The sequence below is a fragment of the Pseudomonas neuropathica genome (assembly GCF_051174785.1).
Classification (GTDB): Bacteria; Pseudomonadota; Gammaproteobacteria; order Pseudomonadales; family Pseudomonadaceae; genus Aquipseudomonas; species Aquipseudomonas neuropathica_A.
Window position 1 is genome coordinate 367,272 of sequence record NZ_CP195111.1, and the last position, 17,604, is coordinate 384,875.

The 17,604-nt window shown below is 56.9% G+C and carries 22 protein-coding genes and 1 tRNA gene; 12 read left to right on the plus strand and 11 right to left on the minus strand.

What is annotated here, in order from left to right:
• Window positions 1–37: 37 nt before the first annotated feature.
• The 3 genes from ACRRSD_RS01630 to ACRRSD_RS01640 form a co-directional block, all read right to left on the minus strand.
• Window positions 38–1,246: a DSD1 family PLP-dependent enzyme gene (locus tag ACRRSD_RS01630; RefSeq protein WP_435038565.1), complete on the minus strand. Its 1,209-nt coding sequence runs from the start codon at window positions 1,244–1,246 to the stop codon at window positions 38–40.
• Window positions 1,247–1,320: 74 nt separating this feature from the next.
• The gene (locus ACRRSD_RS01635) at window positions 1,321–2,649 is read right to left on the minus strand and encodes a D-arabinono-1,4-lactone oxidase (protein ID WP_435038566.1); all 1,329 of its coding nucleotides are present in this window, start codon (window positions 2,647–2,649) and stop codon (window positions 1,321–1,323) included.
• A 76-nt stretch (window positions 2,650–2,725) separates the two neighbouring features.
• The gene (locus ACRRSD_RS01640) at window positions 2,726–3,082 is read right to left on the minus strand and encodes a c-type cytochrome (RefSeq protein WP_435036828.1); all 357 of its coding nucleotides are present in this window, start codon (window positions 3,080–3,082) and stop codon (window positions 2,726–2,728) included.
• 364 nt (window positions 3,083–3,446) lie between these two features.
• Here ACRRSD_RS01640 and ACRRSD_RS01645 point away from each other — a divergent pair, with 364 nt between their 5' ends.
• The 4 genes from ACRRSD_RS01645 (at window position 3,447) to ACRRSD_RS01660 (ending at window position 7,619) form a co-directional block, all read left to right on the plus strand.
• Window positions 3,447–5,072: an NADP-dependent glyceraldehyde-3-phosphate dehydrogenase gene (locus tag ACRRSD_RS01645; RefSeq protein WP_435036829.1), complete on the plus strand. Its 1,626-nt coding sequence runs from the start codon at window positions 3,447–3,449 to the stop codon at window positions 5,070–5,072.
• A gap of 129 nt (window positions 5,073–5,201) precedes the next feature.
• Complete coding sequence (locus ACRRSD_RS01650) at window positions 5,202–5,552, plus strand: DUF3302 domain-containing protein (RefSeq protein WP_435036830.1); 351 nt, start codon at window positions 5,202–5,204, stop codon at window positions 5,550–5,552.
• A gap of 5 nt (window positions 5,553–5,557) precedes the next feature.
• Window positions 5,558–6,517 carry an HlyD family secretion protein gene (locus tag ACRRSD_RS01655; protein WP_435036831.1) on the plus strand — a complete coding sequence of 320 codons (960 nt, stop codon included), beginning with the start codon at window positions 5,558–5,560 and terminating at the stop codon, window positions 6,515–6,517.
• A 61-nt stretch (window positions 6,518–6,578) separates the two neighbouring features.
• Window positions 6,579–7,619, plus strand: a complete 1,041-nt coding sequence (locus ACRRSD_RS01660) for an FUSC family protein (RefSeq protein WP_435036832.1) — start codon at window positions 6,579–6,581, stop codon at window positions 7,617–7,619.
• A 3-nt stretch (window positions 7,620–7,622) separates the two neighbouring features.
• Here the strand turns inward: ACRRSD_RS01660 and ACRRSD_RS01665 are convergent, their stop codons facing one another.
• Complete coding sequence (locus ACRRSD_RS01665) at window positions 7,623–8,516, minus strand: DMT family transporter (RefSeq protein WP_435036833.1); 894 nt, start codon at window positions 8,514–8,516, stop codon at window positions 7,623–7,625.
• Window positions 8,517–8,666: 150 nt separating this feature from the next.
• Here ACRRSD_RS01665 and ACRRSD_RS01670 point away from each other — a divergent pair, with 150 nt between their 5' ends.
• Both ACRRSD_RS01670 and ACRRSD_RS01675 read left to right on the plus strand, forming a co-directional pair.
• Window positions 8,667–9,104 carry an Lrp/AsnC family transcriptional regulator gene (locus ACRRSD_RS01670; protein ID WP_038368669.1) on the plus strand — a complete coding sequence of 146 codons (438 nt, stop codon included), beginning with the start codon at window positions 8,667–8,669 and terminating at the stop codon, window positions 9,102–9,104.
• Window positions 9,105–9,161: 57 nt separating this feature from the next.
• Entirely contained in the window at window positions 9,162–9,479 is a 318-nt protein-coding gene (locus tag ACRRSD_RS01675) for a YceK/YidQ family lipoprotein (RefSeq protein WP_435036834.1), read from the plus strand.
• Between the two features lie 87 nt (window positions 9,480–9,566).
• On the opposite strand, the gene ACRRSD_RS01680 is transcribed toward ACRRSD_RS01675, so the two are convergent.
• Complete coding sequence (locus tag ACRRSD_RS01680; RefSeq protein ID WP_007915443.1) at window positions 9,567–10,238, minus strand: Bax inhibitor-1/YccA family protein; 672 nt, start codon at window positions 10,236–10,238, stop codon at window positions 9,567–9,569.
• 122 nt (window positions 10,239–10,360) lie between these two features.
• On the opposite strand from ACRRSD_RS01680, the gene ACRRSD_RS01685 reads away from it, so the two are divergent.
• The 5 genes from ACRRSD_RS01685 (at window position 10,361) to ACRRSD_RS01705 (ending at window position 12,872) form a co-directional block, all read left to right on the plus strand.
• Window positions 10,361–10,448, plus strand: a tRNA-Ser gene (locus ACRRSD_RS01685).
• 211 nt (window positions 10,449–10,659) lie between these two features.
• Window positions 10,660–10,869: a hypothetical protein gene (locus ACRRSD_RS01690; protein WP_435036835.1), complete on the plus strand. Its 210-nt coding sequence runs from the start codon at window positions 10,660–10,662 to the stop codon at window positions 10,867–10,869.
• Window positions 10,870–10,906: 37 nt separating this feature from the next.
• Window positions 10,907–11,353, plus strand: a complete 447-nt coding sequence (locus ACRRSD_RS01695) for a hypothetical protein (protein ID WP_435036836.1) — start codon at window positions 10,907–10,909, stop codon at window positions 11,351–11,353.
• Between the two features lie 89 nt (window positions 11,354–11,442).
• Entirely contained in the window at window positions 11,443–12,168 is a 726-nt protein-coding gene (locus tag ACRRSD_RS01700) for a hypothetical protein (RefSeq protein ID WP_435036837.1), read from the plus strand.
• A 23-nt stretch (window positions 12,169–12,191) separates the two neighbouring features.
• Window positions 12,192–12,872 carry an SOS response-associated peptidase family protein gene (locus ACRRSD_RS01705; protein WP_435036838.1) on the plus strand — a complete coding sequence of 227 codons (681 nt, stop codon included), beginning with the start codon at window positions 12,192–12,194 and terminating at the stop codon, window positions 12,870–12,872.
• Here the strand turns inward: ACRRSD_RS01705 and ACRRSD_RS01710 are convergent, their stop codons facing one another.
• The 3 genes from ACRRSD_RS01710 to ACRRSD_RS01720 form a co-directional block, all read right to left on the minus strand.
• Complete coding sequence (locus tag ACRRSD_RS01710; protein ID WP_435038567.1) at window positions 12,873–13,103, minus strand: hypothetical protein; 231 nt, start codon at window positions 13,101–13,103, stop codon at window positions 12,873–12,875.
• Between the two features lie 181 nt (window positions 13,104–13,284).
• The gene (locus ACRRSD_RS01715; protein WP_435036839.1) at window positions 13,285–13,791 is read right to left on the minus strand and encodes a lysis protein; all 507 of its coding nucleotides are present in this window, start codon (window positions 13,789–13,791) and stop codon (window positions 13,285–13,287) included.
• A complete protein-coding gene (locus ACRRSD_RS01720) occupies window positions 13,791–14,213 on the minus strand; it encodes a cell wall hydrolase (RefSeq protein ID WP_435036840.1) in 423 nt (140 codons plus the stop codon). Before ACRRSD_RS01720 ends, ACRRSD_RS01715 begins: the two co-directional genes overlap by 1 nt.
• 107 nt (window positions 14,214–14,320) lie before the next feature.
• Between ACRRSD_RS01720 and ACRRSD_RS01725 the strand changes: the two genes are divergently transcribed.
• Window positions 14,321–15,313: an acyltransferase family protein gene (locus tag ACRRSD_RS01725; protein ID WP_435036841.1), complete on the plus strand. Its 993-nt coding sequence runs from the start codon at window positions 14,321–14,323 to the stop codon at window positions 15,311–15,313.
• 53 nt (window positions 15,314–15,366) lie between these two features.
• Here the strand turns inward: ACRRSD_RS01725 and ACRRSD_RS01730 are convergent, their stop codons facing one another.
• The 3 genes from ACRRSD_RS01730 to ACRRSD_RS01740 are packed head-to-tail and all read right to left on the minus strand — an operon-like array spanning window position 15,367 to window position 17,600.
• The gene (locus ACRRSD_RS01730; RefSeq protein ID WP_435036842.1) at window positions 15,367–16,590 is read right to left on the minus strand and encodes a tail fiber domain-containing protein; all 1,224 of its coding nucleotides are present in this window, start codon (window positions 16,588–16,590) and stop codon (window positions 15,367–15,369) included.
• 21 nt (window positions 16,591–16,611) lie between these two features.
• A complete protein-coding gene (locus ACRRSD_RS01735; RefSeq protein ID WP_258717576.1) occupies window positions 16,612–17,292 on the minus strand; it encodes a hypothetical protein in 681 nt (226 codons plus the stop codon).
• Entirely contained in the window at window positions 17,292–17,600 is a 309-nt protein-coding gene (locus ACRRSD_RS01740) for a hypothetical protein (protein WP_099759439.1), read from the minus strand. The genes ACRRSD_RS01735 and ACRRSD_RS01740 overlap by 1 nt, the downstream gene beginning before the upstream one ends.
• Window positions 17,601–17,604: the final 4 nt, after the last annotated feature.

The following is a 17,604-nucleotide window of genomic DNA, read 5'->3' on the forward strand; positions in this document are numbered from 1 at the left end:
GCTCCGTGAGGGCCGACGGAGTCTGAGTTGCTCAAAGTTAGGTATACACCGGCCAGGTGTCGACGATCTTGCCGTTGCGCACGGCCAGCAGATCACCGAATTGCAGGAGTACGGCTTCGGTCTGGGTCGGGCGCAAGAAGACCTGGTCTTCGACTGTCAGGCCAACGGCACTGGAGCCATTAACCATCTCCTGATTCGAACTGCGGCCATAGACACTGTTGCTTTGTAATCCGGGCGGCGATTCGAACTCGGCCATCCAGTTGCCACCGTAGGTGAAATACGTCTGGCGCTGGTTCTGATCCCACCACGAAAACAGCTTCGACTTGTCATCCAGCGCCGGGATATTCACCGCGCCAGTGCTTTTCAATACGGGCGTGGCGATATAAGTCGCAGGCACATGCTCGGTCAGCGATGGCAAATCATAGTGCGTCGGTTTTAGCATCGCCGTGCCCACCGAAACCTCGCTGCTGAGTTTCTCGTTTTCATGAATGCGATAACTCGGACTTCCGGCAGTGTTCAGGCACAAGCCGTCATGCCACAACGTGGGAAACTGCTGCCGGGTGAAATCGACGCAGCGCTGATAAATCACCATGACCTTCGCGAACAGTTCCTCCGGTGAGCCGAGAATCCCCGGCACGCCCATGCCCACGAACGGGTCGTAACCCATGAAGCCGGCAAATTCCAGATGCTGCGGGTTGGCGCTGATCAGCGTGAGCATTTGGCCCAACACATTCACATCACTGACGCCGCCGCGATGCAGGCCGACGTCCAGTTCGATGTTGATGCGCATCCGTGTGCCTAAATCCTGAGCTAGCGCGAGGTATTGCTGCAAACGCTGCGGCCCGTCGAGCAGCCATTGCAGTTGCTTCGCGGGATCAAACGGGCCTTTGTGGGTTTGGTAGAACAGCGCTGCCGAACGTAACGGTAATGGCTTGCCAAGCAAAATATCCGACTGTGGAAACGTCAGCGCATCGTGATTGAGAAACGGCTGATGGAACGACATCAGCTTCTGCGTTCCGGCACGTTGGGCGATGTAGCTCAACAATCCCGGGGCAGGCAGTGATTTCTCGACCAAACGCAATTGCTTGCCGCCGCGCTTGACCGACTGCATCACCACATCGATGTTGTGATCGAGGCGATCGAGATCGATCAACAGCACCGGGCGCATTGGCCCGTTGTCCTTCAATTCTTTGTTCAGTGCACGGAAATAATCGCTGTACGGCGCGCCGTGGTCTCCCGGCCGCAACCACGCGCCGACGCCCACCAACAATGCGCCCAGCCCCAACGTGCCAAGCAGAAAATTGCGTCGATTGACCGCCATCAGCTCACCCCCAGAATCAAAGACAAATGCGCATTGAGAAACCGCCCGCTGGGATCCAGCGCCTGACGCACGTCGATAAACTCGCGCCAGCGCGGATACAGCGGTTGCAGGTTCTTCGCGTTGAGCGTGTGCAACTTGCCCCAGTGCGGCCGACCGTTGTACTTCCAGAAGATCGGCTCCACCGCCGCAAAGAAATTGTGATGATCCATCTGATAATGCTGATGCACCGAGATCGAACAGCTGTCGCGCCCTTCGAACATGCTCAACGGAATGTCGTCAGCCTTGACGTAACGGTACTCGATGGGAAACCAGGTACGCAGATCCTTGTCCTGAATCAGCTTGAGGATTTCACGCAGGCACGCCGGGCCGTATTCCGCCGGCACTGAATATTCCATTTCGTTGAACCGCACGGTGCGCACGTTGGCGTAGATGTCGAACGAGTCGCCGACGCGATCATCGAAACTGGCCAGATGACGCAGGCTGTTGAGCAGCGTGCGGCGCAGGTCGGGGAAGTCACTGCCGTACTTGTCGATCTTCTCGATCAGGGTGACGAACTCGTTGCCGCCCTCTTCTTCCGGGCTGATCGGCGGCGTGGCCAGGTCATCGGTCTCGTTGAGGGCGATGGACAAGGCGTAGTCGGAATGCGTGACGACGAGCATTTCCCAGTGTTGGTTTTCACTTGTGTTCTTTTCGAGGTCCTCGAGCAACTCTTCGGTCTTGGCGATCCATTGGCGTTCGCGCAAGCGGTATGCCGGGCGGTTTTGCAGGCGAATTTTCGTGGCGACGCCGAGCGCACCGAGGGAGACGCGTGCGGCGTTGAATACTTCCGGATGGCGTTGGCTGTCGCAGTCCAACACTTCGCCATTGGCCGTCACCAGTTGCAGGCCGCAGACATGCGCCGAGCAGGACTGGAAGTTTTTGCCGGTGCCGTGGGTCGACGTCGCAATGGCTCCGGCGAGGGTCTGGTAATCGATATCGGCCATGTTCTGCAGGGCTTGGCCGATGTCTTTTAGCGGTACGCCCATGCGTGACATCGGTGTGCCGGCGGCGAATTCGGCTTGCAAGGTTTTCGCGTCGTGATCGAGCAGACCGTTGAAGTAGCTCAGCGACAACAGCGTACCGTCGGTGGGCACCAAGGCGCTGAACGAGTGCGCCGAGCCGACCGGGCGGATCTTGCCTTGCGCCTGCTGGATAACCGTCACCAGTTCATCGAGATTCTTCGGCGCCAATCGCGCCGCCGGCAGGCAACTCTGCCCGCCCGACCAGTTGCGCCACGGAATCAGGCGTGGCGCGCGCAGCAATTGGCCCAATGCCGGGTGACTCGCCAGCGCACTGAACGCACCGACAATACTTGCCCGTTGCAACAACTGACGCCGTGTCAGATCCATCGTCATGCCGGGCACCTTATTGTGGGAGGGGCTGGTCGGCCATGAAGCCGATCAGTTGCAGGAATTGTTCTTCCGAGCACTCGACGCACTGGCCCATCGGCGGCATGCCGTTGTAGCCGTTGATGGCGTGGTCGAGCAGCGTGTCAGCGCCCTGCTGAATACGCGGTTCCCAGGCTTTGCGATCACCGGTGAGCGGTGCGTTGGCGGCGGGGTTGGCGTGGCAGAGCTGGCAGCTGTTGGCGTAGATCTGCGCCAGTGCCGGGTCCTTGGGCATGGCGTTGTTGGTGGTGTTGGCCGGGGGTTTGGGGTCTTCGCCGCAGCCAGACAGCGCCATGACCAAGGCCAGCAGTAGAGAGAATCGGATTACCCGCATGACAGCCTCGCTTATTGTTGTGCTCACACATTAAGGCAGCGGCTGCAACGGGTTGAGGGCATTGCGGGACATTGAGGGGGCCAAACGGGGCCAGCCCTCTCCCCCGATGATCGTTCCCACGCTCTGCGTGGGAATGCAGACCCGGACGCTCTGCGTCCGCTTGGAACGCGGAGCGTCCCTTAAGGCATCCCACGCGGAGCGTGGGAACGATCAGGCCAGCGGTTTCGTGCTTTCCTTGAAGCTCTGTTTTGCGCCTTTGCGTGACATTCCGGTGACATTTGCGGGTTTAAATTCCGGCGCATTCAGGCGTATAACCTGTGAAGGCTTTTTGATCTGCATATGGACATCAACACGGGGTAGCGACATGACCACAGCAAACATCCTTGGCAATCTGTTCCCTTCTGTCAGCGACATCCCGGAAAAATACCGCCTCGACGCTCAGGTCGAGCAACGCGAATATCTGGTCGACGGCCAGCTGCGCCGTTGGGACGGCCCGCTCGCCACCGTGCGCAGCCCGGTCTATCTGAAAGGCGACAACGGCGACGAACAAGTCATTCTCGGCAGCACGCCACTGCTCGATGCCGAGACCGCGCTCACTGCCCTCGACGCCGCCGTGCGCGCCTACGACCGTGGCCAGGGCCTGTGGCCGACCATGCGTGTGGCCGAACGCATCCAGCACGTCGAGGCTTTCCTCGGCCGCATGCGCCAGCAGCGCGACGCGGTGGTGAAGCTGCTGATGTGGGAAATCGGCAAGAACCTCAAGGACTCGGAAAAAGAGTTCGACCGCACCTGCGACTACATCGTCGACACTATCAATGCGCTCAAGGAACTCGACCGCCGCTCCAGCCGTTTCGAGCTGGAACAGGACACCCTCGGGCAGATCCGCCGCGTACCGCTCGGCGTTGCACTGTGCATGGGGCCTTACAACTATCCGCTGAACGAGACCTTCACCACGCTGATCCCGGCGCTGATCATGGGCAACACCGTGGTGTTCAAACCGGCCAAGCTCGGCGTGCTGCTGATCCGACCTTTGCTGGAAGCGTTCCGCGACAGCTTCCCCACCGGCGTGATCAACGTCATCTACGGCAGTGGCCGTGAAACCGTCAGCGCCCTGATGGCCAGCGGCAAGATCGATATTTTCGCCTTCATCGGCACCAACAAAGCCGCCAGCGACCTGAAGAAACTCCACCCAAAACCTCACCGTTTGCGCGCGGCGCTGGGGCTGGACGCAAAAAACCCCGGCATCGTCTTGCCGGAAGTTGATCTCGACAATGCTGTCAGTGAAGCAGTCACCGGTTCACTGTCGTTCAACGGTCAGCGCTGCACCGCGCTGAAAATCCTCTTTGTGCATGAAGATGTCGTCGACAGCTTCATCGAAAAATTCAACGCCAAACTGGCCACGCTGAAACCGGGCATGCCGTGGGACAGCGGCGTGTCGCTGACGCCGCTGCCGGAGTCGGGTAAGGTCGATTATCTGCATGGTTTAGTGGCGGATGCGCAGAGCAAGGGTGCGCAAGTGGTCAACCCCAATGGCGGCGAATCCCGCGAGTCGTTCTTCTACCCGGCGGTGCTGTACCCGGTGAATCCGCAGATGCGCGTCTACCAGGAAGAGCAATTCGGCCCGGTTGTACCGATCGTGCCGTACCGTCATCTCGATACCGTGATCGACTACGTGCTGGAGTCGGATTTCGGTCAGCAACTGAGCATTTTCGGCACCAACCCGGTAGCCGTCGGCCGTCTGGTCGACACCTTTGCCAACCAGGTCGGGCGGATCAACCTCAACGCACAATGCCAGCGCGGCCCGGACACTTACCCGTTCAACGGCCGCAAGAATTCCGCCGAAGGTACGCTCTCGGTGCACGATGCGTTACGGGTGTTCTCGATCCGTACGCTGGTGGCGACCAAGTTCCAGGACAGCAACAAGGACCTGATCAGCGAGATCATTCGCGGGCGTGATTCGAGCTTCCTGACCACCGATTACATCTTCTGATCACTGTCACCCGCATCATGAACAAGCAAGAAGGCGACCGCATGCGGTTCTGATCCAAAGTCGCCAAGCGCCCGGCAAATCAGTGTCTACACTGATGCCAGCACTGTGCTGGATGCCGGGAGCTTGATCATGCTCGATTACTTCGCGTTAGGCGTATTGGTGTTTGCCGGGCTCGTGCTGTTTTACGGGATCATCGTGCTGCATGACATTCCGTACGAAATTGCTGTCCATCGTAACCATCCGCATCAGGATGCAATCCATGCCACGGGCTGGGTCAGTCTGTTCACGCTACATGCGCTCTGGCCGTTCCTGTGGATCTGGGCGATGGCCTATCGAGAAGATCGCGGCTGGGGGTTTGGTGATGGCAAATCCGTGCAAAACCATGTCGTTCGCCTGGAGCAACAGGTGGTCGAACTGCAAGGACGCCTCGAGCGACTCGAAGCGCTGAATGCCACTGCCCCCCAAAACCAGGAGGGCTGAGCGCCATGGATCTGCTGCTCATCCTGACTTACGCCGCGTTCTGCGTCGCACTGTTCAAAATCTTTCGCATCCCGCTGAACAAATGGACGGTGCCCACCGCCGTACTGGGCGGCATCCTGATGATCGGTGCCTTGATTTTCACCATGAACTACAACCATCCCTACTCCGAGGTGGCGCGCACTTACTTCGTTTCTGTGCCGGTCATTCCTATCATCAGCGGCCAAGTGATCGACGTGCCGGTGAAGGGCAACGAGCCGCTGGAAAAAGGCGACGTGCTGTTTCGCATCGACCCTACGCCGTTTCAGAACCGGGTGAAGTCGCTGAAGGCGCAACTGATCGCCGCCAAGGGTGATCGCTACCGGATCACCGAATTGATCCGGCGCAACTTCGGCACCCAGCGTGAACTGGATGCCGCCATCGCCCGCACCGATGATCTGCAGGCGCAACTGGATAACGCCCAATTCGAACTGGACAACACCACCGTTCGCGCGCCGAGCAAAGGCTTTGTCACCCATGTTTCGCTGCGGCCGGGGATGATGGCGAGCAAGTTGCCATTGCGCCCGTCGATGGTGTTCATTCCCGAGGAAGGCCAATATTTTGCTGCGTGGATGCGCCAGAACAGCCTGCTGCGCCTGACCGTCGGTGACGAGGCGGAAGTCGCGTTCGATGGCATTCCCGGCAAGGTGTTCGCCGGCCGGGTGAAAAACGTTATCGGGGTGATTGCCGAAGGTCAGGTACAACCGTCCGGCACACTGATCGGCTATACCGGTTCGCCGCCGGCCGGGCGTGTGCCGGTGATCATCGAAATCACTGATCCCGAGTTCGCCCAGTACAGCAAGCTGATGCCGGGCGGTGCTTACGGGCAGGCCGCGTTGTACAGTCAGCACTTCCACCACATTGGCACGATGCGCAAAATCCTCCTGCGTATGGCAGCATGGATGAATTACATTTTCCCATTCCATTGACTTGAAGCCCAATCACGAGAGGCCCGCACTGAGTACTTACAGCACCCATCGACTTCCGCCCTTGCTGCGCCGTGTCCTGCGTCCGTTGCTTGATCCTTATCGACGCTACCGACACGCGCGGCTGATCCATGCGGTGCGGGTGGCCCTCGGCTTGCTGGCAACGATCCTGCTGACCACCGGCATCAACCTGCCCCACGGTGAATGGGCATCGGTGACCATGCTGGTGGTGATCGGTGGTTTGCAGCACCACGGCAACATCGGCAAAAAAGCCGCCGAACGCGCCACCGGCACCTTGATCGGTGCCGGCGTCGGTTTGTTGTTGGTTGCACAGCAGGCGTGGCTCGGCATGCCGTGGCTGACGTATTTTGCGATGGCGGTGGTCTGCGGTTTCTTCTCTTATCACGCCATCGGCAAGGGTGGGTACACCGCCCTGCTCTCGGCGATCACCGTGTTCATCGTTGCCGGGCATGGCGACAATCCGATCACCGATGGTTTGTGGCGCGGCGTCGACATTCTGATCGGCATCGCCCTGGCACTGGCCTTCTCATTCGCCCTGCCGCTGTACGCGGTGTATTCGTGGCGCTACAACCTCGCCGATGCCCTGCGCGATTGCGCCACCGTGTACGGGCGGATCATCAGCGGTCAGCCAGTCAGTGCCGATGAGCATTTGAAATTGATGGGCCGACTCGGCGCGGTGATGGTGCAGTTGCGTTCGCTGATGCCGTCGGTGTCCAAGGAAGTGAAGATTTCCATGACCGAACTCGATGCGATCCAGCGCAACTTGCGCATGTGCATCAGCACGCTGGAGATCCTTGGCAACACCCGTCCGGATGCCAACGACCCCGAGGCCATGGCGCATTTGCAATCCGCGCTGAAAACCGAGCACCGGCAGATTCGCGTGCAACTGATCGGCATGGCCCGAGCGCTGAAAACCGGCGCCTCGCAACGCTTGGACAGGCCGCTGGAGTTGCCAGAAGCAAACCTCGACGCCCCGGTTTACAGCGCGCTGGACGGTTATCGATTGTTGACCCGGCAACTGGCGGCGAACATTGCCGAGATGCGCCAGCGCCTGGCGAAAACCGCACCGCGCTGGAATATCTGAGCGCTACTGCGCGGCGAGTCGCCGGGTCTTCAGGCCCCAGCCCTGTTGCATCCCGGCGGCAGCCAGCAGGATCGCCGCCACGCCGACCCATTGCAGGGTTTCCAGGCGATGGCCGAACGCGAACCAGTCGACGAAAATCGCGGCGATCGGATAGATGAACGACAGCGCACCGGTCAATGCGGTCGGCAACTTCTGGATGGCGCCGTACAGCAGCACATACATCAGACCGGTGTGGACGATGCCCAGCGTCACCAGACTGGCCCAGGCACTCGGGGCTTGCGGCAATGCGCTGAAATGCGCGAACGGCGCCAGCAACAACACCCCGGTGCAGACCTGAATCAGCGCAATCAGATGCGGTGGCGTGCCGGTCAGGCGCTTGATGATCAGCGCCGCAATGGCATAGAGAAACGCCGCACCCAACGCCAACGCAATGCCCATCAGATAATCGTTGCCGCTTTCACCCTGAGTGCCATGGGCACTGACAATGGCCAGCATGCCAATGAAGGAAATCGCCAGCCAGAACAGCTTTTGCAGGGTAATTTTCTCGCCAAGAAACAGCGCTGCCAACCCGACCAGCATGAACGGTTGCACGTTGTACACCGCTGTGCCAATGGCAATCGAGGCGCGGGAGTACGAGGCAAACAACAGCACCCAGTTACCGACAATCGCCATCCCGCTGACCACGGCAAGCAGGAATGTAGTGCGGGTCAGAATGCCCGGGCGCAGAAAGCCGAATGCCGCGCAAATCAGCAGCAAGGTGCCGGCACCGAATACGCAGCGCCAGAACACTACGTCCAGCACCGGCTGCCCGGACACCAGCACGAACCAGCCGATCGTCCCGGATATCAGCATGGCAGCGGTCATTTCAAATGAGCCGCGACGCAGTGTTTTGTCCATCATCAATCTCCTGAGCATGTTGGCGAAAACGTAGCAAAAGTATGTCAAGCCGACACGGCATCACTCCAGCGCAAAAGACAGGCTAAACTGCTGATCTGCCTTTTTTATCGCGGGTGATTACTTTAAATCGCCTAATACGGGAGTTGCCTCATGACCGACGATATCGACCAGATTCTGATCAGTGCACTCATGGAGGATTCGCGGCGGTCACTTAAAGCCTTGGCGCAGATCAGCGGATTGTCTTCTCCAAGCGTGGCCGAGCGTTTGCGCCGGCTGGAAGAACGCGGCGTGCTCAAGGGCTACACCGTGGAGATCGACCCGAAATGCTTTGGTTACCAGTTGCAGGCGATCGTGCGGGTGCGCCCGCTGCCGGGGCAGTTGCAAGAGGTCGAGAGACAGATCATGTCGATTCCCGAATTCACCGAGTGCGACAAGGTCACCGGCGAGGACTGCTTTATCGCTCGCCTGCACGTGCGCTCGATGGAACAGCTGGACACCCTGCTCGACCGTCTCAATACGCTGGCTGAAACCAACACGGCAATCGTCAAGAAGACCCCGGTCAAGCGCCGCTTGCCACCGATGGCGTAAGTGCTTTTCCTGCACGTTTGGCTTAGATTGAGGTTTTTCCGGCGAAGGATTGGCGGTATGAAAGTTAAGGCAATGATGCTGATGGCGTTAATGCTCAGTGGATGCGGGACCGTGCAGACGGTGATGCGTAATGACCAGGTCGCCGTGGACGATTTAAGATCCAACAAGTCTTATTGCGGGGCGGTGCCACGGATCTACAGCGGCGTGATGTATGACTTCTGCAGTCTGCATGCACCGATAGACGAAGGTAACAAGTACAACGCAGCCCTGCCCGGCTGGGCGATCGATGCCGTGGCTTCCGGGGTGCTGGATACGTTACTGCTGCCCTACACCCTCTACAAGCAACAGGCTGACGGCAGCATCATCATCAATTGATCGACGGCTTGTCCACGTCCGCCCTCCCTTCTCACAGACAACAAAAAACCCGCCTGAGCGGGTTTTTTGTTTACGTCATTTCAACGATCAGTCGTCGCGGCTCATGATGCCGAAGATCTGCAACAAGCTGATGAACAGGTTGTAGATCGATACATACAGGCTGATGGTCGCCATGATGTAGTTACGCTCGCCGCCGTGAATGATGGCGCTGGTCTGGAACAGGATGCACACGGACGAGAACAGCACGAAACCTGCGCTGATCGCCAGTTGCAGGCCGCTGACCTGGAAGAAGAAGCTCGCCAGCGTTGCCCCCAGCAACACGAAGAAGCCAGCGGTGATGAAACCACCGAGGAAGCTCATGTCCTTGCGGGTGATCAGCACGTAGGCCGACAGACCACCGAACACCAGCGCGGTCATCGCGAACGCCGAGCTGACCACTTCAGCGCCGCCCTGCATGCCCAGGTAACGGTTGAGGATCGGGCCGAGCAGGAAACCCATGAAACCGGTCAGCGCAAAAGCGGACACCAGGCCCCACGCGGAATCACGGAGTTTGTTGGTGAGGAAGAACAGCCCGTAGAAACCGATCAGCACCACGAAAATGTTCGGGTAGCCAACACGCATCTGCTGAGCGACAAAAGCCATGACGCCGCTGAATGCGAGGGTCAGAGCCAGTAGGCCGTAAGTGTTGCGCAGGACGCGGCTAACCTCTAGCTGCTCAGCCTGCACGCTGTTATTAACTGCGTAATCCTGTTCGCGCATGGCGACACTCCTGTTGGTTTGAAACGTTCAGTCGCAAAGATCATAACAGACGCTCTGTAACAAGCCATGCAGAGAGTTTGACAGTGTGTTTCATTCAGGTATTATGGCGCCCGCAACGCAACGGAGGTGTGGCCGAGTGGTTTAAGGCAACGGTCTTGAAAACCGTCGACTGTAACAGGTCCATGAGTTCGAATCCCATCGCCTCCGCCATATTTGGTACCGACAAAGCCCTGATTATTCAGGGCTTTGTCGTTTCTGGCGTCCTGAAAAATTTCCGCCTAGCCGAATGCGTTCCATAACTTTTGTGGACGCGTTCCATAACTCGACCGAGTTTTGCCCCTCTCCGGCGTCCTGCCATCGTTAAAACACTCTTCATGTAACACGGTGCTACGCTGGTTCTTTGGCTGCCAAGGAAACCAGAATGCCGAACTCAGACCTACTCCCTTCCCTGCTCTTCAAGATCAACGAAAATCAACTCGCCCTGGAGGCCGCCATCATGGAATTATCGAATTGGGTGGAGCAGCGCGGGTCGGCCGATGTCGCCGACAACGTCCGGGGCGCCCTTTGGGCAATCGACAAGAACGAGGAATTCATCAAGATGACCTTGGCCGTGTTGATGACGCCGGAATAACTCGTCTGCCAAAAGGGGGTAGCCCTAGAGGCTAAGAATGAAAAAACCTACGCCAAAGCTTTCCGTAGCGGTCCAACTGCTGGATCGATCCTTAAGCATGTATTACCAGGAGGACTCTTATTTTGCGGCCCTACATCTGGCGGGGGCGGCCGAGGAAATTATGGGGGTCTACGTTGAGCGCGAGGGTCATGAATCTTCATTCAATAGCCTGCATGCCGCAGCGGTAAAAATTTCACAGTCTTTAGATGAAGAAGGAGAAACAAAGCCCAAAGACATCATAGGTCTCATGAACCACGCAAGGAACCGAACCAAGCACATAGATAAGGAAGGCGACGACGATGTGCATTTCGATCCAAAAACCGAGGCTTTTGATATTTTGAACCGAGCAATAACAAACTATTACACGCTAATGAAATACTTTGATCTTGACGAAACAGACAATCTCCATAGGTTCACTGCTGACCGGGCTGCGCCCAATTCATAACTGAGGCAGCTCGTCGCCTCCCCCTCGCCTGCTAGCGCCACCTCAATTACTGTACATATATACAGCACCTGTACAGCGAATCTAGCAGCATGAATTTTGATCAAGCGAAAACCCTACGGCTCCAGCGATGGCGAACGACTCTCGACGATCAGGACTTCCGCCTGCAAAACCCGGAAGGCCACCGGGCAACTCTTCATGAGATGACAGCCACGCTCCGCGAGGAGGGACTGATCGACCAGCTTGAGCAGTTCGACATGAACGAAATGGCAGACGCCGCGTACTGGCACGCCGTCGAGGAGCTGCAGAACTCGCCCGGGCACTACCGCGGCGCCTCTACCTATGATGTCGTTCAGACCGACAACGGTGACCTGCTGGGCACGATCAGCCGGTCAATCTTCAACTTCGAAAGTGATGAACCACGCGGCGCTTCCTTCGCCTACGACGGCAAGGTCTACTCTGATGCGGGTGGTGTTCGGTTGACTCTGGGTCTTTCTCCGAAGATTGGACAGATTTCAGGCCTGGTGCTGGAAATGAATGGTCGCCGATATCAGTTGGTAGAGACCGAACGGATGATCGCCGGCGTGACGCACCGCCCAATTTCCGATGCTGATGTTTACCGGGCGCTTATAGATGCAGCGCAAGTCGCGCATGAAGAACGGGATCTGCGCACCTTTGAAAAGGTGCGGCCGCACATTGAGTCGGCAGCCTTCTGCATGTGCCCCGCCTGCCTCGATCGCTTTGATGCCCGTGAGGATTGTCCGACCTGCGCAGGAAAAGGTTTTGTGACGAAGTCGGTGCCAACGGGTCTACGGTGAAAGATCGATGCGAGGAACTGGCAATGTGCGGACGACTTACCCAGTACAGTGGCATTCATGACTTCGTGGAGGCGCTCAGCATGCCGAACGCCTTGATCAGCACTGTCAACGAACAACCACTGGAGCGCTATAACGCGGCGCCTACGTCTCAGCTGGCGCTGTTTCACCAAGAGGGTGAGTTCCTCCACGCCGATATGGTGCGGTGGGGGTGGCGCCCGCACTGGGCCAACGACCGTGCGGCACCAATCAACGCCCGCGTAGAGAAAGTTGCCCACGGGCCGTTCTTCCGTGCGATTTGGCCGCACCGTGCGATCATCGCGATCAACAACTGGTTCGAGTGGGTTGACGAAGGTGGCCCGAAAAAGCAGCCCTACCTGATCCGGCACCGGGATGGCTCACCCATTCTATGCGCCGCAATCGGCCAATACCCGAATAACGAGCATGATCCCAGCGAACACGACGGCTTCGTGATTATCACCGCAGATAGCGCCGGCGGGATGGTCGACATCCATGATCGGCGGCCGGTAGCGCTAGCGCCTGAACTTGCACGTGAATGGCTGGATCAGGCCACGCCGAAAGAGCGCGCCGAACAGATGGTGCTGCACCAGGGTGAGCCGACAGAGGTTTTCGAGTGGTTCAAGGTTGACCGGGCGGTGGGGAATGTCCGCAACCAAGGCCCGGACCTGATCAAACCGGTCGGATGATCAGCTCCGTGCCAGAGTCTTCAGGCGCTCCACCAGCGCTGCTTCAAAAATGATGTACAGCCGTTCAGCATCACCGGTGCGCAAAGCGCCGCCGGTTTCCAGTCCAAGCACGAAGCCATCGGCCCGCGCTCCCGCCTTCACAGCGATAATCATCGAATCTGCCCGGACAATCTGCGCCAGCAGCCGATCCGCTTCTCTCTGCATCTTCTCGCTCAGCACCACGCCTTCCAATTCAGCCACCTATTACCTTCACTACGACATCCAATACATGACGGAAAGAACGACTGAAACCCAAATAATCGTCATCAAAATTGAGTAGCCCGCCAGTTGCTTGTCCATGTTCACCATTCATCCCGTCCGAATCTAAATGATGGTTCACGGCTTGCGACCTCGCAAGAATAGCGCGGCGCCATCACTGCTGCAGATTCTTCACATACGCCTGGCAAGCCTGCAGCGCGATCAGTCCCCGGTCGCCGGTGTCGGTGATGGCGATAATTCGTTGAGCATGCGCCGCGTCAAGTCTGGCACGTACGGCTGCATGATCCACGCCGCCGGAGCCGGCGGTGGCTGACACGTTGCGGCCATTGGCAACGTCGGCTGCGTCGATGAGGACTGACAGCCGGACATCAGCAGTGGCAAGGCGATCGCGCAGGCGATCTTGGTCACGTTGGGCATCGCTCATAGCTCGATAGTGGGTTTGTTCACTGGCCAAGAGCCGTTGCTCCAGCGCCAGACGTTTATCCTGCTCGGCCTTCTGCGCGGTGGCTGCGGCCTGTGTCAGTCGATTGAGGGTTTCGGTATGCAGCTTGGACTGCTCGGCCAATTGTTTCCCGTAGCGCCAGTCCTGAAACTGCCAAGCGCTACTGAACCCGGCAAGCACAAGCGCCAGCGCGCCGAGTAGCCGCCACGGCACGACCATCACGGCACATCCTTGAAGAAGACGTGGCCGCCCAGCTTGAGCGTCTGCTTTGCTTTCGCCGCCCAGGCCGGTGCCTTGATGCTGATGGCGTAGTAATGCGTGGCGCCGCCAGTGGGATCCGGCACCTTACCGTCGATTACTTGATCAGCAGCGATCCGGCATTGCGCCAGCTCACGGAACGGAATCTGCTTCACGCCGATCAGGAACTGATAGTTCGGGTCAGTCTTGTTCCAGCAGCTGAACTGGTAGGGCTTCTGGCAGACGCCGGCATACCCTTCGCCCCACCACGACTTATCCTTGCCATCGAATACACGGTTGCGGATCGTCCACGCCACAGCGATCTGTCCGGCTGTTCCTTCGCCGCGAGCCTCACCCCACAGCGTGCGTGCCAGGATATCGCGGTCTTTCTCGGTTACAGGCATGACTTTTCTCCAGGCAAAAAAATGCCCGCCAAATTGCGGGTATTTAGTAGAATCCGTTGAAACATAAAGCGCTGCGTTGCAAAAATCTTACTTTTAGGGAAGTACACTTGAGAAACAAATCTCTCGACGTGGCCAAAGGCCTTGGAATATGGCTGGTATTGATTGGACATACAGCCGCATATCAAAACAGCGAGCTAGTCAAATATATTTACGCATTCCACATGCCAATGTTCTTCTTAATCTCAGGATTTTTTTATAAAGAAAGAACATTCAAGGATGCCGTAGAAATCGGGTTTCACAGACTTATAATCCCATACTTTATTATTGGTTTTTTCTGCGCAATTCCATCTATCCTATTCGGGACAACCACCAGCCCGCACCAATTCCTCAACCAGACTTTGGGTACAATTTATTCCATACCGAAATCATCGTGGACATTTTTTTGCACACCCATTTGGTTTCTAACATGTCTATTTTGCACAGAGGCAATTTATTCTTTATTGGGAAAGCTAAGCCACGAAATCAAAGCTCTATGCGTGGTGGGTCTACTGCTGGTAGGACTATCCATTTCGAAGTTTGCTAACGGATATTACCCGTGGAACATTCACACAGCTTTTGTGGCGGTCTTTTTCTATCACATTGGCACGCTGTTATCTAAATCAACAATTTATTCTCCGTCCGCAAGCAAGCCGATCCACACAGCAATATTTTCAATCTCAGCATTAATTCTAGTTGTTAGCGTGAAATACGCACCTGACAGAATAGACATGTCAGCCGGGATTTATGGAGACCTGTATTTCTTTCTTTTGACCAGTTTATCTGGCTCAATAATGATCCTGTCGCTTTCCGTGATCATTCAAAATCTAGGCCTGCTCTCCGTTTTCGGTAAAAACACAATTATTCTATTCGGCCTAAACTATTGGGTTCTCAAGCTTGGCAACTACTACGCGCTTGACACATACGGCTGGCTGGCTTCATTTGCAATTCAGATTCCAATTTATTTGGGCCTGGCATATCTGTCAGAAAAAAACGATTGGGTCTCAAAAATGCTAAAACGAAGCCCTGCACCAAAAAAGATGGAAAGACCAGTATCTCTTTAAGGCGTGACCATGAAAACTTAAACAGGTCTCCAAATTATTTACAGCCGTGATTTTTATTTTGCAGCCGACTTCAACTCCTCGATTTCAGCCTTAAGGGTTTTGATAGCAGAAACTAAGTAGGGAATCAGGCCGGTGTAATTTACTCGCCAAATGTCCTGCGCCGACTCAGGATTCGCCGGAGTAACCAGAAGTGGTGTGATCTCGAAGAGCTCCTGGGCGATTACTCCCACTTCGTGGTGCGGATAGTCAGTTGAATCTAGAAAGTCGCGACGGTCGAACTCAACTGGTCGGATCTGTAGCACTCGCTCAAGACCATCGACGATTTCAATGTCGTTCGTCTTCAGTCGGCGGTCGGACCCCTGGCTTACTGTGCCGGGGACATTCAGATTGCCAGCATAGGTGTATGTCATTGTCGGGCCGGTCGCTGTGTTGCTGCTATTGATAGAACGCCAACTGAAACCGCCGCTACCACCACCCTGATTACATACAAATGCCGCGTCGCCAGAAAGGCCGCCCACGCCGGTATTCCAAAGTAGATACATTCCTTGAGCCGCGATACTCGCCCGATTGCCACCAACTCTTGCCGTTGCAAAATCGGGGTTTGACGATGTTGAACCATTAAGTGGCATACCGCCCAAGGCGCTGAGCGCTGCTGTAGCTGTGGTCGCTCCGGTTCCGCCCTGCGCCAAGGTGATTGCTTTAGTCAGGCCATTTAGCTCGGTGATGTCGGCATTCGAGCCCTTCAGTGCACGAGCAGTGATCTGGGCCTGGAGCTTTCCCATTGCAGCCAGAACGGTGTCGGTCGCAGCAATTACAGCTGAGCTTGCTGTGCTCAAGCCGGTCAGCACCGATTGCAACACTCTGGATCCGGTGAAATATTTATTCGTCGCACCTTCAGGCACAACATCTGAATCTAGCGTTACCGACCCAGTGCCCCCCTTGGCAACGGGCAATATGTCGTAATTGCCGGTGGTGCCGAGCGCCGCCAGTGTTTCGCCGTATTCGTTGAGAATTTCTCGGACTTTGTCGGACAGGTCTTTCTGATATCCCTGCACCGGCATGATCGAGTAGAAACCGCCGGCGACAGTTGGGCCTTCGTAGTTCGGCGAGATCGACAGAGCAGTGTTACTGGCAATGTTGGTCACCTCGTACCAGCGACCGTCCGGGCCGCGAAAACCATCACCGACCCGGCTGTTGGCAATGAAAGCAGTGCCTGTACCGATCACCGCATTGGAATTTTGGGTGGCAGAGACCGTTCCCGTCTTGTACCAGGGCATGGTTTGCATCCTATAAATGAGTTATGCGGCTTGTTTGGCGAACACTGCCGGCAGGAAGAAAGCGAAAGGGTTCGATGCGGCAACGGTGATGGCGTAGAGCGTGCTGTTGGGGAAATCCCACCAGCAGTAAAGCTCGCGCGGAATACCACTCCCCGAAGTCATTGGCATGCCGAAAGTGTTCAACAGCATGAATTCGTTCTCTGGAAAGTTGAACGGGACGCTATAGAAAATGCGTGTCAGCCCCTGCTGGCTGGTGTCGTAGCGGACGTAGTTCCAGTTCTGAAATGCTCGGGTGAATGTTGCGTTAGGCGTACCAGAGTCAAACAGCAGATTTCCGCCGCCATCCCACAACCTCATTCCGTACTGCGCCACTGGCTGAGCACCGAACGCAGCTACAAAATAGCGCCCGTTCAGTCCGGCAGCGTTAACGTCGTACGCTCTGACATAAAAGCCAGTCCAGTTTCCCGCCGAGCCGAGCAGCCTCATCCGGCAAAGCCCTGCTACGCCGTTGAAAGTGTCGGGGCGAACGAATACCAGAGGGGGCTCTTGGGAAGTGACTGGTCGCGCAAACGTGGTCACCGAACCGAGGCCCGCTTCCTGCGTGGGCGCATAACGCCCTGACGCGATCACCATCAACCTTGAAAACTCCGAATCCAAAGTCACAACGTTGTTGTTATTGGTGAACTGAACTCCGTAACTCATCAGCTCCACCTCATTACGATCAAGCGCATCGTTCCGGACGAAACGTTGCTCGCAGCGTAGGTTCGCGTGTGGTTATAAACTCGCGCCACACCATCGAGCATTTCAGTCTCGAACTGCATCTGATTGCTGTCATACGTGCCATTGGGAATCACGATAGCGGTTCCATTTCCAGGGCCGACCCCGGGGACGGAAAAGTCCTGACTGCTTTTCGGGCCAACCGGGAAAGTGACAAGCGTCGACAAGGCAACTCGAATGGTGAAAGAGTTCTCGTCCAACTGGAGCGCCCCATCGGCGCCCCATATCCTTATGCCG